This window comes from Streptomyces sp. NPDC047971, assembly GCF_040653355.1.
Lineage (GTDB): Bacteria > Actinomycetota > Actinomycetes > Streptomycetales > Streptomycetaceae > Streptomyces.
The window spans coordinates 237,817-253,935 of the sequence record NZ_JBEZNW010000005.1; the positions used below are offsets into that span (position 1 = coordinate 237,817).

General features: G+C 72.9%; 12 protein-coding genes. 8 read left to right on the plus strand and 4 right to left on the minus strand.

The features are described from left to right. The first annotated feature begins 87 nt into the window (after positions 1-87). From AB0D99_RS07875 to AB0D99_RS07890, 4 genes are all read left to right on the plus strand, one after another. Positions 88-597 carry a DinB family protein gene (locus AB0D99_RS07875; RefSeq protein ID WP_362358118.1) on the plus strand — a complete coding sequence of 170 codons (510 nt, stop codon included), beginning with the start codon at positions 88-90 and terminating at the stop codon, positions 595-597. Positions 598-715: 118 nt separating this feature from the next. After that, positions 716-2,122 carry an FAD-binding oxidoreductase gene (locus AB0D99_RS07880; RefSeq protein WP_362358119.1) on the plus strand — a complete coding sequence of 469 codons (1,407 nt, stop codon included), beginning with the start codon at positions 716-718 and terminating at the stop codon, positions 2,120-2,122. 52 nt (positions 2,123-2,174) lie between these two features. Further along, complete coding sequence (locus tag AB0D99_RS07885) at positions 2,175-2,441, plus strand: hypothetical protein (RefSeq protein ID WP_362358120.1); 267 nt, start codon at positions 2,175-2,177, stop codon at positions 2,439-2,441. Positions 2,442-2,553: 112 nt separating this feature from the next. Further along, positions 2,554-3,345: an SMI1/KNR4 family protein gene (locus tag AB0D99_RS07890; protein ID WP_362358121.1), complete on the plus strand. Its 792-nt coding sequence runs from the start codon at positions 2,554-2,556 to the stop codon at positions 3,343-3,345. A 26-nt stretch (positions 3,346-3,371) separates the two neighbouring features. On the opposite strand, the gene AB0D99_RS07895 is transcribed toward AB0D99_RS07890, so the two are convergent. Next, a complete protein-coding gene (locus AB0D99_RS07895) occupies positions 3,372-5,207 on the minus strand; it encodes a hypothetical protein (RefSeq protein WP_362358122.1) in 1,836 nt (611 codons plus the stop codon). Between the two features lie 249 nt (positions 5,208-5,456). Here AB0D99_RS07895 and AB0D99_RS07900 point away from each other — a divergent pair, with 249 nt between their 5' ends. Then, entirely contained in the window at positions 5,457-6,134 is a 678-nt protein-coding gene (locus AB0D99_RS07900) for a SigE family RNA polymerase sigma factor (RefSeq protein ID WP_362358123.1), read from the plus strand. A 19-nt stretch (positions 6,135-6,153) separates the two neighbouring features. Here AB0D99_RS07900 and xylA read toward each other — a convergent pair whose 3' ends face one another. Next, a complete protein-coding gene (gene xylA / locus AB0D99_RS07905) occupies positions 6,154-7,347 on the minus strand; it encodes a xylose isomerase (RefSeq protein ID WP_362358124.1) in 1,194 nt (397 codons plus the stop codon). A 146-nt stretch (positions 7,348-7,493) separates the two neighbouring features. Here xylA and xylB point away from each other — a divergent pair, with 146 nt between their 5' ends. Together xylB and AB0D99_RS07915 are read left to right on the plus strand one after the other, a co-directional pair. Further along, positions 7,494-8,972, plus strand: a complete 1,479-nt coding sequence (gene xylB, locus AB0D99_RS07910) for a xylulokinase (protein ID WP_362358125.1) — start codon at positions 7,494-7,496, stop codon at positions 8,970-8,972. Positions 8,973-9,180: 208 nt separating this feature from the next. After that, entirely contained in the window at positions 9,181-10,014 is an 834-nt protein-coding gene (locus AB0D99_RS07915) for an NAD(P)H-binding protein (RefSeq protein WP_362358126.1), read from the plus strand. 127 nt (positions 10,015-10,141) lie between these two features. Here the strand turns inward: AB0D99_RS07915 and AB0D99_RS07920 are convergent, their stop codons facing one another. Next, on the minus strand, positions 10,142-11,701 hold the full coding sequence (locus tag AB0D99_RS07920) for a pectate lyase (protein WP_362358127.1): 1,560 nt from the start codon (positions 11,699-11,701) through the stop codon (positions 10,142-10,144). Between the two features lie 193 nt (positions 11,702-11,894). Here AB0D99_RS07920 and AB0D99_RS07925 point away from each other — a divergent pair, with 193 nt between their 5' ends. Continuing rightward, positions 11,895-12,950: a rhamnogalacturonan acetylesterase gene (locus AB0D99_RS07925; protein WP_362358128.1), complete on the plus strand. Its 1,056-nt coding sequence runs from the start codon at positions 11,895-11,897 to the stop codon at positions 12,948-12,950. Between the two features lie 106 nt (positions 12,951-13,056). On the opposite strand, the gene AB0D99_RS07930 is transcribed toward AB0D99_RS07925, so the two are convergent. Next, a complete protein-coding gene (locus AB0D99_RS07930; RefSeq protein ID WP_362358129.1) occupies positions 13,057-15,936 on the minus strand; it encodes a glycoside hydrolase family 2 TIM barrel-domain containing protein in 2,880 nt (959 codons plus the stop codon). Positions 15,937-16,119: the final 183 nt, after the last annotated feature.

Genomic DNA, 16,119 nt, shown 5'->3' on the forward strand with positions numbered 1-16,119 from the left:
CACGGTCCGTGCGTAAGTCGGTGGAAGCCCGGCCCCGAGGCCACTAGGTTCGGTACCCCTACCGGATCATGACGAGGAGCAGAGACCGTGACCACCGACCCGCGCGTCGCACCGCCCCACCTCGGCAGCGAACGCGACACCCTGCGGGCCTTTCTGGACTATCAGCGCGCGACGCTCGCCATGAAGTGCGAGGGGCTCGGGGACGAGCAGCTGCGGGAGAGGTCGATGCCGCCGTCCACCCTGTCGCTGCTGGGTCTGGTCCGGCACATGGCCGAAGTGGAACGAGCCTGGTTCCGCCGCGTCTTCGAGGACGGCGAGGCGCCGATGGTCTGGTCGGACGAGATCGACTTCCAGGCCGCCTACGACGCGAGCCGGTCGACCCGCGCCGAGGCGTTCGCCGCCTGGGAGGCCGAGGTCGAGACGTCCCGGCGGATCGAACGCGAGGCCGCGTCCCTCGACCTCACCGGCCATCAGCCGCGGTGGGGCGGGGACGTGTCCCTGCGGATGGTGATGGTCCACGTCCTGCTCGAATACGGCCGCCACAACGGGCACGCGGACTTCCTGCGCGAGGGCGTCGACGGGACCGTCGGCGCCTGACCCGCCCACGAGGGAGACGGGGGACACCTCCCACGATCGCGGCCGTACGGCCAGGGCTGGCATCGGATCCCGGCCGGTGGGAGCCTGGCAGGAGGGGCCGATCGGTCGAGGAGTGACGATGGGCGCAGTCCCCGCTGCGGCACACATGGACGAGGCGGCCTTCCAGGAGCTGGAGCGATCCTTCTCCGGACGGCTCGTCCGCCCCGACGACCCCGACTACGACGAGGCCCGGAAGATCTGGAACGGGTCCATCGACAAGTTCCCCGCCCTGATCGCGTACTGCACGGGCGTCGCCGATGTCGTCGCCGCGCTGAAGGGTGCGACGCGCGGCGGGCTGCCGGTCGCGGTCCGGAGCGGAGGCCACAGCTTCCCGGGCCAGTCCCTGTGCGACGGCGGTCTCGTCATCGACCTGTCCACCATGAACGGCATCCGCGTCGATCCGGTGAATCGCACGGTCAGGGCCCAGGCAGGTGTCCTCCTCGGCGCGCTGGACCGCGAGACGCAGCACTTCGGGATGGCCGTGCCGGCCGGGATCGTGACGCACACCGGCCTCGCCGGACTCACCCTCGGCGGCGGGATCGGCTGGCTGATGCGCAAGTACGGCCTGACCGTCGACCAATTGCTCCGCGCCGACATGGTCACGGCCGACGGCGGCTTCGTCACGGCCGACGAGAACCATGAGCCCGAACTCTTCTGGGGACTGCGCGGCGCGGGCACCAACTTCGGCGTGGTCACCGAGTTCGAGTTCCGCCTCCAGCCCGTGGGCCCCACCGTGCTCGCCGGGCCGATCCTGTGGCCGCTGGAGGAAGCACCGCACGTGCTCGCCTTCTACCGGGACTGGATCACCGACATCCCCGACGAGCTGACCACCATCGTCGTGCACCGCATGGCCCCGCCCCTGCCCTCGATCCCTCCCGAGCTGCACGGCAGGCCCGTCATCGCGGTGATCAGCTGCTACGCGGGAGACATCGAGACCGGGGAGGAGGTGCTCCGTCCGCTGCGGCGGTTCGGGACGCCTCTGCTCGACCTGTGCGCGCCCAAGCCGTTCCTGCAGCACCAGTCCATGTTCGACCCGTCGTTCCGCCCCGGCTGGTGGTACCACGTCCGCTCCTGCGACATCGAGCGGCTCGACGACGAGGTCATCGGCATCAGCGCGGCCCACGCCCTGCGCATCACGTCCCCGCTCTCGACGTGCAACATCTTCCACCTGGGTGGTGCGGTGGCACGCGTGGGTGAGGACGACACCGCGTGCAGCGGGCGGGGCGTGGGCCACACCTTCAACATCAACGGCAACTGCGTCGACGCCGAGGGCTTCGACGAGGCGCGCTCCTGGGCGCGCTCCTGGTGGTCCGCCCTGGAGCCGTACCACGCCGGTGTCTACGTCAACTTCCTCATGGACGAGGGCGCGTCGCGCGTCGAGCAGGCATACGGTGCCGACAAGCTCCGCAGGCTGCGCCTCCTCAAGAAGGAGTACGACCCGGGCAACGTCTTCCGCTCCAACCAGAACATCGCCCCGGCCGCCTGAGCGCACCCTCGTGAGCGGGCGAGTGTCAGTGCCGGGTGCGATGCTGCCGGGTATGGACGAGCTGATGAGAGGCCGTGTCTACGGCGCCGACCACGACGATCCCGATCCCGGCCCCCGCCCCGGGCACGTCTACCGCGAGCTGGTGGCGGGCCCCCTGGACGGACTCCTGCTCGACGTGACCGGATGGACCGCGACACAGCTGGAGGAGGGCGCCGCCCTGGCCACGGAGATCGGCTCCTACGGCCCGGGCGGCCACGCCCGCTACGGGCCGCGCGAGGGCGACGCCGTGCACTGGGACTGGGAGGGCGACACCCGCTAGGGAGCAGGCGGACGGTGTCGCCGTCCGCCCGCGGGGCGTCGCGAGCAGGGCGGGACCTTCCGGCCGTTCCCCGGGAACCCCGCCGTCAGTGCCGTGCGCTTGACTGTCCGCCATGGAGCTCACGCACGCGACCCTCGACGACCTGCTGGTCCGGCTCGCCCCGGGGGGCGCCCCCCTGTACCTTCCCGAGGAGCTGGACCCGCATGACCTGACCCGTCTGCTCGACGACAGGTACGGCACCCCTCGCACCCTCGTCCTCGACGGCTTCACCGATCCGACGGCCGACGAGTCCAAGGGCTCCGCCCTCCTCGCCTTCTTCGAGGACCGGGCCGTGACGATACGGGCGTGGGCGTACGGAGACCGGTGGGTCGGCACGGGCACGGCACGGGACGTCGCGGGCGCCGAACGGCCGGTGCTGGTGGTCGCTCACCGGGAGGTGCCGGAACAACCGGCGCCCGCCCCGGAGGGGAACGTGGACGTCGACTGGCTGGAGCGGCTCCGCGGGATCACCGGCTGGACACAGCCCGACCAGCGGCCCGACGTGGACTGGGCGGAGGTCCAAGCGCGCCTCGGCACCGCGCTGCCGAGCGACTACAAGCGCATGGTCGAGACGTTCGGCAGGGGCTCCTTCGACGGGTATCTGGACCTGAACCAGGAGCCGTGGACGGCCTTCCGAGAGGACGCTCTGCTCATGTGGGCGGGCACCGAGCACGAGGATCTGTACTGCTGGCGTGTCGACGGCGACGACCCCGACCGTTGGCCCGTCGTGGTCCGGTCCTGCGACGGCGAGGACGTCGCCTTCGACTGCGGGGCCGCGGAGTTCGTCTGCCGCATCCTCGTCGACCCGCACCACCGCTTCACCATGGCCCACTACTTCGACACGCATTGGTTCATGAGCCACTGAGGCCGGCCCCCGCAGGGGGACCGGACTCAGCCGGACTCCGGCCACGGGAAACCGAGTTCGCGGGCGTGCTCCCGACTGCCGCCACTGACCCGGGCGAAGGTCTTCGGATCGGTCGCCTCCAGGCGGGCCAGTGCGGCGGCCGCCCGCGCCTCCGGGGGCGCGTCGTCGGCCGGCAGCTCCCAGTGGAACTGCAGCCATGGACCGTCCCTGTCCTTCCTCCCCTCGGCCAGGCCCGGCAGGAACGTGAACGACAGGACGGTGGTGTCCGGGTCGCGGTGGTCCGTGGAGACCCAGGCGGGCCGGCAGTCCCAACGCGTCAGGAGCTCCGGCCTGTCACGCAGGCCGGCCGTGAGCAGGCGAGCCGTCATTTTGGCCGGCCACGCCCAGGAGTGGTCGTTCTCGGCACGCGAGATCTCGGTGTCGTACGCGGCACCGTCGAATCGGTACGCCGGCAGCTGCGGCTGCCCGCGTCGACCGGCCTGGGTGCGGCGCCAGTCGCGCCACACGACCTGGTCCCCCTCCCGCCGCACGGTGACGGAGAGCGCGCCGCAGCAGCCCTCGGTGCAGTACGCCTCCGCGAGCTGGACCTCCCGCGGCTCCGAGGTGGCCCGCAGCCGTCCGCTGTCGAGCAGTTCCTCGGGAGCGTTCCCGGGGCCGAGGTCGAACGCCTCCGGCAGGACGGGCCGTCCGCCGACGAGGATGCGGGTCTCCGCGACGTCCGGGTCGGCGGGGTCGCGTACGGCGACCTCCACCCGGAGCCCGGTTCCGCCTGCCCCGGGGTGGCCGAAGGGCTGCCGTGCGGTGCGCCGGATCCAGTCGGCGCGACGGCGGTCGACGGGCTCGACGGGCTCGGCGGGCTCGCCGTCCGCGGCGCCCGCCCACGCGGGCGAGTGCAGCAGGGACTCCAGATCGGTCAGGAGCGCCTCGCGACGGCCCGGAGGCCAGGAAAGGACGTGGCTCGGGCCGCTGTGCAGGTCGAGGGCGAGCGCGAGCAGGATCGCGTGCTGGTCCAGTGTCGGGGGGAGGTCGGAGGCCCGCGCCACGACCGCCTCGTAGACGGTGACCGCGTCCTCGTACAGGAGGATCTCGGGGCGTTGGTCACGCCGGCTCGCCATCCGATTCAGCAGCCAAGCCGCCTTGGCCAGGACGCCGGCGTTCGCCCGATCCTCACGCAGGACGTCGGCGAGCCGGACGGCCTCCGCGATCCTGCGAGCGGTCTCCGGCCCCACGGCGCGCGGGTGCCGGGGGAGCGTCACCAGCCGCGCGCGGGCGGTGTCGCCGTCGCCCGCCGCGAGGGCGTCGACCAGGGCGCGCACGTCGCGGTCCCTGACGCGCACCGCGAGCCGGACGAGCGCGGCCGCGGGGCGGTCGAGCGGCTCGAGCGCCCGCACCGCGTAACCCGTGAAGTCCCGGAGCAGCCCGATCGTCCGCAGGTACGGGATGTCCTCCGGCTCGCCGAGCCGGTCCAGCAGGCCCAGTCCGAGGCTCATGGCCGCGCCGCCGGTGCACGTGCGGGTCAGCCGGCGGCCGAGCGCCCGCGCGGTCGCCTCGTTCTCCAGCGGCAAGTCGGTGAGGGCCCAGCGGACGTGGTGGTCCCGTACGCCCAGCTCGTCCAGGCGACGCTCCACCTCGCCGGCGGCGCGCACGGCGTCCGGGTCGGTCAGGAAGGGAGTGATGGTGTCCGCGGCGATCCGGCGCGCGTTCCGCCGGTCGTTCGGGGAGAGCGGCCGCAGCGGCCGTTCGGGAGAGGGGTATCCGTGCTCGGGGAGGCGGCCGTCGGGCTCAGCGCGGGACAGGCGCAGGGCGTACGCGTACAGAGAGGGCCGAGCGGTGAGCGCCTCGCGCTCGTCCGGGGCGCTCACCGGGCGGAGTGGAACTCGATTCCGTAGGTCATGCGGGGGATCCTGCCAGATCGCGTGCCACCGGCACGAGCCGTTTTCTCCGAGCCCCCCGCGGACCGCGGGGCGAGGCGGGAGCGCTTGTGCCCGCCACCCCCTTCGTCGTGGGCACGCCAAGCGGTACAGTCGCTCCGGCGACACGTAGAAAGCGCTTGCCCCCGGCTGCTCCCGGGTCCGGGTCGGCGCGCAGCGATGCCAGGGAGGGAGGCGGATGTGGTCACAGTCGTCGACGAGGACGCGGCGGAGTTCCGTGAGTTCTTCGCGCGTCACTTCGCCGAACTCGCCCGTCTCGCCCATGTGCTGACGGGCGAGACGGACGCGGCCGACGATCTGGCGGCGGACGCGATGGTCGCCCTCTGGCACCGCTGGGACCGGGTGCGCGACGCCGACCACCCCGTCGCGTACGCCCGTGGAGTCGTCGTCCACCTCGTCCGCAGCCGCATCCGCGGCGCCGTCCGTGAACGGCGCCGCGTCGCCCTGTTCTGGGACCGGCGCTCCGAGCACGTCGACGACCCCGACGTACCGGCGGTCGTCGACGTCCGGAGCGCGCTGCGCACCCTGCCGTTCCGCAAGCGCGCCTGTGTGGTGTTGCGGCACGCCTTCGACCTGTCGGAGCGGGACACGGCGCAGGTGCTCGCCGTCTCCGTCGGTACGGTGAAGAGCCAGACCTCCAAGGGCGTGGTCGAACTGCAGCGTGTGCTCGGGCCGGGGGCGGGGTCCGAACCGGCCGCGCGCCGCGCCGTCCCGGCCGGACGTCATGGTGTCGCCGGCCGCGACGAGCGCACCGAGGGCGGGCACGCCGCCCGGTCGGCCACGTACGCGGTCGCGGCCGGGGACGCCTCCGGCCGGCGGACCTCCGCAGGCGGTGGCCTCGCTCCCACGGCTCCCTGAGGGACGGTCGGCTGCCGCGTCAGCGGACCGCCAGCAGATGTTCCAGAGCCAGCTGGTCCAGGCGCTCGAAGGCCATCGAGCGGCCGGCCGCCTCGGCCGGGTCGAAGGACTCGTAGGCGGTGGGGTCCGCCAGCAGCCCCGCGAGGCCGTCGGCCGCCGTGGGGGTGGCCAGCTCCGGAAGCCGGGAGGCGACCAGGGCCGCCTGGACCTCGGGGTCGGCGCGGAAGGCGGCCGCGCGCTCCTTGAGGATGAGGTAGTTGCGCATGCAGTTCCTCGCGGACTCCCACACCCCGTCGAAGCCGTCGGTGCGCACCGGCTTGAAGTCGAAGTGCCGCGGCCCCGCGTAGCCGGCGCTCTCCAACAGGTCCACCAGCCAGAACGCCTGGCGCAGGTCGCCCGCCCCGAAGCGGAAGTCCTGGTCGTACTTGATGCCGGACTGGCCGTTGAGGTCGATGTGGAAGAGCTTGCCGGCCCACAGCGCCTGGGCGATGCCGTGCGGGAAGTTGAGGCCGGCCATCTGCTCGTGGCCCGTCTCCGGATTGACGCCGACCAGCTCCGGCCGCTCCAGGCGCTCGATGAACGCCAGCGCGTGCCCGATCGTCGGCAGCAGGATGTCGCCACGCGGCTCGTTCGGCTTGGGCTCGATGGCGAACCGCAGCTCGTACCCCTGCTCCGTGACGTACTGGCCGAGCAGGTCGAAAGCCTCCTTCATCCGGTCGAGCGCCACCCGCACGTCCTTGGCCGCGCCCGACTCGGCACCTTCCCGGCCGCCCCAGGCGACATAGGTCGTGGCGCCCAGCTCGACGGCCAGGTCGATGTTCCGGATCGTCTTGCGGAGCGCGAAGCGCCGCACGTCGCGGTCGTTGGCGGTGAAGCCGCCGTCCTTGAAGACGGGATGTGTGAAGAGGTTGGTGGTGGCCATCGGCACCTTCAGGCCGGTGCTCTCCAGCGCGGCCCGGAACCGCTTGACCGCGGCCTCGCGCTCGGCTTCCGAGGCGCCGAAGGGGATGAGGTCGTCGTCGTGGAACGTGACCCCGTACGCGCCGAGTGCGGCGAGCCGCTCGACCGACTCGACCGGGTCGAGCGCGGGGCGGGTGGCGTCGCCGAAGGGGTCGCGGCCCTGCCAGCCCACGGTCCACAGTCCGAAGGTGAAGCGGTCGGCGGGGGTGGGGGTGAAACGGTCTCCGGGGGTGGGGGTGAGGCGTTCCGCCATGCTCTGTCCCTCTTTGCTGCTCGGTCGCGGCGTACACCGCGAACTGATACCCGGCCGGGTCTGGCCCGCGTATTTGTTTTCTGAGATAACTAATACGGCAACGTGCGAGACCGCGCCAGAGGCCGAGTCGAGGAAAGGTGAACGCCATGTCGGCGACACACCCCGTGGTGATCGGCGTGGACAGCTCCACGCAGTCCACGAAGGCAGCCGTGGTCGATGCCGCCACCGGCGCCCTGCTCGCGGTCGGCCGCGCCCGGCACACCGTCGACGGCACTGGCGGCGCACGCGAGAGCGCCCCCGACCAGTGGTGGTCCGCCCTCGCCGAGGCCGTCGCGCGCGGACTGAAGGAAGCGGGCGTCGCCGCCTCCGCCGTCACCGGGATCGCGGTCGCCGGACAGCAGCACGGCCTCGTCGTCCTCGACCCCGCCGGCCGCCCCCTGCGCCCCGCGCTGCTCTGGAACGACACCCGCTCCGCGCCGCAGGCCGCCGACCTCACCGACGCCCTCGGCGGCCCAGACGCCTGGCTGGCACGGACCGGTTCGGTCCCCGTCGCCTCCATGACGGCCGCCAAGTGGCAGTGGCTGTGCGAGCACGAGCCCGCCACCGCCGCGGCCACGGCAGCGGTCCGGCTGCCGCACGACTTCCTCACCGAACGGCTCAGCGGCGTCGCCGCCACCGACCCCGGGGACGCCTCGGGCACCTGCTGGTACTCCACCGCCGACGGTGCCTACGATCCCGCGCTCCTCCAACTCCTGGGCCTCGCACCGGAATCGCTCCCCACCGTCGCCCCGAGCGGCGCCACGCGCGTCGGCACCCTCACCCGCGACGCCGCCGCGACGCTCGGCCTGCCGGAAGGCGTCGCCGTCGCCGCCGGAACCGGCGACAACATGGCCGCCGCCGTCGGCCTCGGCCTCGGCGCCGCCGGACACCTGGACCACCCGGTCGTCAGCCTCGGCACCTCAGGCACCGTCTTCGCCGCCACTCGCACCCGCCCCGCGGCTCCCGGGCTCGCCGGCTTCGCCGCCGCCGACGGCACCTTCCTCCCGCTCGGCTGCACCCTCAACTGCACCCTCGCCGTGGACAGGTTCGCCGACCTGCTCGGCCTCGACCGTGAGGACGCCGTCCCCGGCGACGGACTCGTCGTCCTGCCCTATCTCGACGGCGAACGCACCCCCGACCTGCCCCACGCGGCCGGACTCCTCACGGGACTGCGCCACACCACCACCCCGCGCGCCATCCTCGGCGCGGCCTACGAAGGCGCCGCCTTCACCGTCCTGCGCGCCCTCGACGAACTCCTCTCCGCCTGCGGGCTCGATCCCGCCGATCCGGCGGTCCGGGACCGTCCGCTGCGCCTGATCGGCGGGGGCGCCCGGGGCAAGGCGTGGACGGACACCGTCCGCCGGCTCTCCGGACGGCCCCTGCTGATCCCGCACGCGACCGAACTCGTCGCCCTCGGCGCCGCCGCCCTCGCAGCGGCGGCCGCCGCGGGTGAGGACCCGGTCGCCGTGGCCACCGCCTGGGGTACCGGCCATGGGGAGGTGCTGCCGGCCTCGGCCAGGGACCACGAGACCTGGGACCGCATCGCAGGGACGCTCGATCGCGCCGCCCCCACCCTGCTCTCCTGACAGGAGCCGCGAGGGCCCGAAGCCTCGCCGACCACCCCGGCACGGTCTCCATCGAGGCCGGCCCGGGGCCTGTCGGTAAAGGGCGTTGCGGAGTGAAGGCGAGGCCGTCACGCCCGAACTCGCCCGGTGCGGCTTCCTCTTGACCTGAAGCGCGATTGAGCTCCTAGCGTCTCCTTCAGTCGATCACCTTCGAGAGGGGAAGGCGCTCATGATGCTCGTGACCGGAGCCACCGGGAACATAGGCGGTGCTCTGCTGAGGGAACTGCACGCCTACGGCGCGGGACCGCTGCGGGGCCTGACCCGCGATGCGTCGCGGGCCTCGTTCCCGGAGGGAGTCGAGGCGTGTGAAGGGGACTTCGCCGAGCCCGACTCGCTCACGTCGGCGCTGGACGGCGTGCGGTCGCTGTTTCTCGTGTCACGGCTGGGCCCGGACGCCGAGATCATCGACGCCGCCCGGCAGGCGGGTGTGGAACACGTGGTGCTCGTGTCCTCCATCACCGTCGAGACCCACCCTCATCTGGGCCCGGCCGCCGAGAACCTGGCCGTGGAGCGGCTGCTCAAGGAGAGCGGCCCGGCCTGGACGATTCTGCGGCCGACGCAGTTCGCCTCGAACGCCCTGTGGTGGGCGGAGACGATCCGCGGGGGCGCGACGGTCCGGGTGCCGTACGCGGACGTCGGGCTTCCCGCGATCCATCCGGCGGACATCGCGTCGGTCGCGCGCGTGGCTCTCACCGAGCCCGGTCATCGGGGCCGGACGTACGCCCTGACCGGTCCGGAACGGGTCACGCCCCGAGGCCAGGTGGGAGCTGTCGCGGCGGCTCTCGGACGGGAGGTGCCGTTCGCCGAGATCGGCCGGGAGGAGGCACACCGTCACCTGGCGGCGTTCCTGGGGGACGAGGCCGCGGCCGCGGTGCTCGACCTGACGGGCGGGGACGTGAACGACGCGCTGCTGAGGGTGCGCGACACGGTGCCGCGCGTCACCGGCTCGCCCGCCAGGCCGTTCGGCCGATGGGTGGCGGAGAACGTCGCCGCTTTCCGTTGAGGGCGGTGGCGGCCCGCGGACGACGGTGATGGGGTACGGGCCGCGGGCGAACGTGACAGCGGCGGACGACGGCCGGCCACCCGGCAGGGCGGCCGGACGTCGATGCCCGGGAGCGCGGACCGTGCCGCTACCCGGCGTAGGTCTCGAACTCGGCGACCTTCGGCGTGCCGGTCGAACCGGTGATCTCGAACGTGATCTTGCTCAGCGTGGTCCGGGGGAAGGCGATGGCGCCCGCCCCGCTGCCGGAGGCGAGCACGGCGCCGGTGTCGGCGTCGACGACCCGCCAGGACCCGATGGCCCCCACGGAGCCGGACGCCTCTCGGACGGCGATCGCCGACACGGAGACGGCGGAGCCCCACTTGATCGAGATCGCGCCGGTCGAGCCGGCCGGGGACCAGTACGTGCTCATGTCGCCGTCGCGGACGTTGCCGTAACTCGTCCCGCTCGCCTTGCTGGAACCGTCGGAGCCGGCGCCGATGCTGAGGTTGCCGCCGGACGGCTGGGTGGGCGTCGCCGTCGGAGCGGGTGTGGACGGGGTCGCCGTCGGGCTGGTCGTGGTGGGGGTCGGGGACGGAGTCTGCGGCGCGCAGGAGCCGTCCGACACCAGCAGTCCCTTTCCGGCGCCGGCGGTCCTGCTCACGACGGCCGGCACACAGGAGGCGGCGTCGAGGGAGTAGCCGTACGGGATGGCGACGGTGGTGTTGGACTGCGGGTCCGGTCCGGCCGGGTTGGTGTCGGTGCCCGGGCTCGACCAGGTGACGTTGTCGAAGACGTTGCCGCTGACCTGCCAGTACCCGGCCGCGTCGGTGTAGAAGGTGCCCAGGACGTCCTTGGAGTCCTCGAAGTAGTTGTTCTCCACCTTGGCGCGGGCGCCGGCTCGGGAGTTGATGCCCGACTCGTTGAGGCGCGTGTAGTGGTTGTTGTACATGTGGGCCGTGCCGCCCCGGAGCAGAGGTGCGCGGGAGTCGATGTTCTCGTACAGGTTGTGGTGGTACGTGATGAAGCCGTTCGAGACGTCGCTCTCGCTGGACCCGACGAGGCCGCCACGGCCGGAGTTGCGCAGGACGCTGTAGGACAGGGTCACGTACTGGGTGCCGTCCTTCATGTCGAAGAGTCCGTCGAAGCCCTCCGACTCCCCGCCGGATGCCTCCAGGGTGACGTGGTCGACCCAGACGTTGCGGACGTCGCTCTCCATGCCGATGGCGTCACCGCCGTTGGACGTGGGCGAACCGGACTTCTTCACGTTCCTGACGGTGACGTTCTGGATGACGATGTTGCTGGACTCGCGGATGTGGATGCCCACCTGGTCGAAGAGCGCCCCCGCCCCGACCCCGACGATGGTGACGTTGCTGATCTGCTTGAGCTCGATCACCCCGTCGGCGGTGCTGCAGCTGCCGCCCGACACCTTGGCGGTGTTGCCGTGGTCGATCGTCCCCTCGACCTCGATGGTGAGCGGGGTGGCGCTGTCGGCCCGGCCGCACAGGGCGGCGTGGATCTCGGCCCCCGTGGTCGCCCGCACGGTCCGGCCACCCGCCCCGCCCGTGGTACCGCCGTTCTGTGTCGCGTACCCGGTCGCGCTCCCGGTCGCCGCCGATGCCGAGGGCATCAGCAGCACCGCCCCGGTCCCGGCCGCGACCGCCATCGTGGCCATCGCCGCGGACAGGCGCCGTGCGACTGGTCGTCTCATCGTGGTCTCCCTCTGACGTCGAGCACCGGCTCTCGGGGCTCCGAGCCGTAGTCGCCACCACCGACAGGGAGGTTGCCGCCCCGCGGGGCGTTTCCGCCGACACGCCGAGCCGCCCGGGGAAGGGTCCGGACTCGCCGCCGCCCGCAGCCCCGTCCTCACGGTCGACGGCCCGTCGGCGTAGTAGGCAGAGGCCATGACACGCATTCCCCGGCTCACCGCCACCGCGACCGTCGTCGCCGCGCTCACCGCCGCGACCGTCGGCGCCGCTCCCTCCCACGCCGACGGCCCCCGCGGCCGGGGCCTGGAGCACTGCACCACCGCGGCGCCGTTCGTCTGCCGCTTCGACGTGCCGCCCGGCACCTACCACGTCCAGGTCATGCTCGGCGGGGACACCGCGGGCTCCACGTCGGTCACCGCCGAGACGAGGCGGACCGTACTCGCCGAGACGGCCACGTCGACCGGGGAGAGGATCCACCGCTCGTTCACCGTCGACGTGCGCGTCCCCGAGGGGCAGCCCACGGGACCCGCGGGCAGCCCCGGACTCGACCTGACCTTCGGAGGCACGGCACCGCTCCCCGCCGGGGTGGTCGTCACTCCGGCACCCTCCGCGACACGGATGTTTCTGATCGGGGACTCGACGGTCTGCGACCAGCCGGGGGCACCGTACGCGGGCTGGGGCCAGCAGCTCCCGCAGTACCTCAAGCGCGGCGTCGCGGTCGCGAACCACGCCGACTCCGGTGAGAGCACGGTGAGCTACCTCGCCCACCCCGCGCTCTTCCCGGCGGTCCAGCCGCTGATCAGGGGAGGCGACCCGGTCCTCATCCAGCTGGCTCACAACGACAGGCAGACGGACGCGGCCACCTACCGCGCGAACCTCACCACCCTCGTCGACGGCGTGCGGGCGCGGGGCGGCAGGCCCGTCCTGGTGTCGCCGATCGTCCGCCGCTGGTTCGGCACCGACGGCACCTTGGACAACGGCACCGCCCTGCTCGTCAACGGCCTCGGCGTGGACCATCCCGCCGAGGTCCGCCGCCTGGCCGCCGACCTGGCCATCCCGCTGATCGACCTCACCGCGCTCACCAAGGCGCGGGTCGAAGCGCTCGGCCAGGAGGCGTCCAAGGCGCTCTACCTGACGACCGAGCGGAACGACGACACCCACACCTCGGTGCGCGGGGCCACCGAGTACGCCGCCCTCGTCGTCGCCGAACTGAGGGCCCAGCGGATCGTCCCGGTGCGCCTGATCCGCTGAAGGCCGCTCCGCCGTCCGCACCCGAGAGGGCGCGGCCGGCGAATCGATTCGCGGCCACGGCCGCGATGCCGCGAGGATTCCGAAGGCGGACGACCAGTGGACCGACTCAACAAGGAGAGCCCTGGCCTCCGAACGGCGTGAGGGTGAAGGAGAACGTCGCGGGGGCGGCGTCCAGCCGGTACGAGGGCAGGACTCCCGGGCCGCAGGACTGGGAGCCGACGCCGTGCTGGGCGTGGTCGAGGGTCATCCAGAGCGTATCGCCGGGCGTGAGGTCGGTCCGGTGCGCGGCGGCGTCGAGCTGTTCGCTGGTCCAGCGGCGGGCCGTGAACCCGAACAGCGGGTCGCCCTCGACCCTCAGCCCGGCCGTTCCGTCGTCCAGTTCGACCCACCGGGTGTCGATCCGGGCGCCGTTCTCCTGCGGCCGCGCGTAGGGCGTCTGCAACTCGTCCACGGTGGCCCCCCAGCGGCCGGTCCGCGCCGCCGTCCGGGTGTCGGGGTACGCCTCGCCCGGCCCGTCACCGAACCACACCACCCGGTCCAGAGCCGCCGGAAGCCCGAGCCGGACGCCGAGCCGGGGCAGGGGCAGCCGCCACTCGCCCTCGGGCGTGACGCTCACCGTCAGCCGGAGCCGAGCTCCGTCCGACGTCCAGCGGTACGTGGTCACGAGGCCCAGGTCCAGGGCCGCCGGCGCGACCCGGGTCCGTACCGTCAGGGCCTCCCCGTCCGTCTCCACCGCGTCCGTCCGATGCCTCATCCGGTGCAGACCGAGCTCGCGCCAGAGCGTCCCGAGGCGCCCTTCCGGAGCCCCGCCGTCGTCGTTGTCCGTCGGCGCCCGCCAGACGTCCAGGCGCAGCCCCGTGAGCGCGATGCCGCCGACGGCCAGCGGCTCGCCCGTGCGGGCGTCGAAGACGGCCGGGCCGAGGCGGATCCGCCCGCTGTCCCGCACCGGCGGCACCCCGGCCGCCGCCGTGGGCGGAACCGGCTCGGACACCGGGAGCTGGCCCCAGGCGATCTCGTGCCCGGACGCCGCCCATGGCGTGTCGCGCGCGAGCACCGCCCGGACCGTCCAGTGCGCCTCTCGGCCGGCCCGGTCGACGGGCGGCTCGGGCAAGCGGGTCTCCGCGCTCTCGCCGGGGCCGATCGCGGGCACCGTGAGCGCACCGCTCCCGACCGTCTCCCCGTCGACCGCGAAGGCCCACTCGAAGGCGAGGTCGGAAAGACCGGCGAAATCGTGTCCGTTGGCGATCCGGACCGTGCCCGGGGCGGTGCCCGCCTCGATCCGGACCGGCTCGATCACCTTCTTGTACTCGATCAGGGCGGGCGACGGCGTCCGGTCGGGGAAGAGCAGCCCGTCGCAGACGAAGTTCCCGTCGTGCAGCTCCTCGCCGAAGTCTCCGCCGTACCCGTGGCCGTACTCCGGGTGGACGAGCCCGTGGTCGATCCATTCCCAGACGAAGCCGCCCTGGCACCGCTCGTAGGTCTCGAAGAGCCGCTGGTACTCGGCGAGTCCGCCCGGTCCGTTGCCCATGGCATGCCCGTACTCGCAGAGGATGAAGGGGAGTTCCCGGCGGGCTTCGGGGCCCGGATCCTCCCGGCGGCCGATCTGCTCGACCTCCGCGTGCGGGGCGTACATCCGCGCGTAGACGTCCGTGTCGCGGCAGGAGGGGTCGCCCTCGTAGTGGACGAGCCGTGAGGGGTCGCGATCGCGGATCCACTCGGCCATCGCGCTGAGTCCGGCGCCCGTACCGCACTCGTTGCCGAGCGACCAGACGATGACCGACGCGTGGTTCTTGTCCCGCTCGACCATCCGCGCGGCCCGGTCGAGCAGCGCGGGGGTCCAGCGGGCGTCGTCGACCGGGTTGGCGTGCCGGCCGAGATCCAGGAAGCCGTGCGTCTCCAGATCGCACTCGTCGATCACCCAGAGGCCGTACTCGTCGCACAGGTCGAGGAAGGCGGGATGCGGGGGATAGTGGGAGGTGCGCACGGCGTTGATGTTGTGGCGCTTCATCAGCTCCACGTCCTGGCGCATCGTGGCCTGATCGACGCTGCGGCCGCGCTCCGGATGGAACTCGTGCCGGTTCACGCCGCGGAAGAGGACGCGGCGACCGTTCACCTTGATCACACCGTCCTCGACGGCGACCGTCCGGAATCCGAGGCGCAGGGGGATGCGCTCGCCCCCGGTGGCCAGTTCGCCGTGGTACAGGCGGGGCGTCTCCGCCGTCCAGGGTTCGACGGGCACCGTGGCCGACTCGCCCGTCGCGATGTCGACGCCGAGCTCGGGCACCGTGACCCGACCGGGCACGTCGCACTCCACCCGTAGCGTCCCCGTGCCGTCGGAGTGGTCGTACCCGACGTGGGCGAAGAAGTCGCCGGGCGCGCCCTCGGGGCGGTGCAGCAGGGTCACCCCACGGAAGATGCCCGGCAGCCACCACTGGTCCTGGTCCTCCAGATACGAACCGGAGGACCACTGGTGGACCCGGACGGCGAGGACGTTGCCGCGCCGCTGCAGCAGCGGCCCGACCGCGAACTCGTGCGGCAGCCGCGAGCCCTTGAAATCGCCCAGCTCCTCGCCGTTGAGCCAGACGCGCGCCGCGGACTCGACACCGTCGAAGCGCAGCACCGCCCCGCCCGTCTCCGGCCAGCCCGCCGGCAGGTCGAAGCGGCGCAGATGGTCACCGGTGGGGTTCTCGGTCGGTACGCGCGGTGGGTCGACGGGGAAGGGATAGACGACGTTGGTGTACGCGGGCGACCCGTGGTCCTTTCCCTGGAGCACCCAGTGCCCCGGCACCGCGATCTCCTCCCAGCCCGAGGCGTCGTACTCCGGGGCGGCGAAGGACTCGTCCTCGATGTCGGCCGCCGGCGAGAGCCGGAATCGCCAGGACCCGTCGAGGGCGAGCGAGTCGGCATCGGAGCGGGCGTACCAGGCCCGGGGCGGCAGTCCGCCGCGCCCGGGGGAGACGTCTTCGTACCAGGGCGGGCGGTCCATGGGGCTCCTGTGGTGAGGCGGGGATCGGAGAGGCTGACGACGGCAGAAAGCGCTTGCCCCCGTGTTCATCCCACCCTGCCCGTCGGGATCGTCGCAAGCCCGGGCGCCTGCCGGACCGTTGGACTCTTGTGCGCGCGGTTGGACCGAGGTGGGCCGGGTGGCTGCGGGGTCTCCACGTCTGCG

Coding starts and splice junctions, on each gene's coding strand:
- AB0D99_RS07880 (WP_362358119.1), top strand. CDS start 716: ATGGGCGCAGTCCCCGCTGCGGCACACATGGACGAGGCGGCCTTCCAG.
- AB0D99_RS07920 (WP_362358127.1), bottom strand. CDS start 11,701: ATGAGACGACCAGTCGCACGGCGCCTGTCCGCGGCGATGGCCACGATG.
- xylA (WP_362358124.1), bottom strand. CDS start 7,347: ATGGCGGAACGCCTCACCCCCACCCCCGGAGACCGTTTCACCCCCACC.
- AB0D99_RS07890 (WP_362358121.1), top strand. CDS start 2,554: ATGGAGCTCACGCACGCGACCCTCGACGACCTGCTGGTCCGGCTCGCC.
- xylB (WP_362358125.1), top strand. CDS start 7,494: ATGTCGGCGACACACCCCGTGGTGATCGGCGTGGACAGCTCCACGCAG.
- AB0D99_RS07930 (WP_362358129.1), bottom strand. CDS start 15,936: ATGGACCGCCCGCCCTGGTACGAAGACGTCTCCCCCGGGCGCGGCGGA.
- AB0D99_RS07885 (WP_362358120.1), top strand. CDS start 2,175: ATGGACGAGCTGATGAGAGGCCGTGTCTACGGCGCCGACCACGACGAT.
- AB0D99_RS07915 (WP_362358126.1), top strand. CDS start 9,181: ATGATGCTCGTGACCGGAGCCACCGGGAACATAGGCGGTGCTCTGCTG.
- AB0D99_RS07925 (WP_362358128.1), top strand. CDS start 11,895: ATGACACGCATTCCCCGGCTCACCGCCACCGCGACCGTCGTCGCCGCG.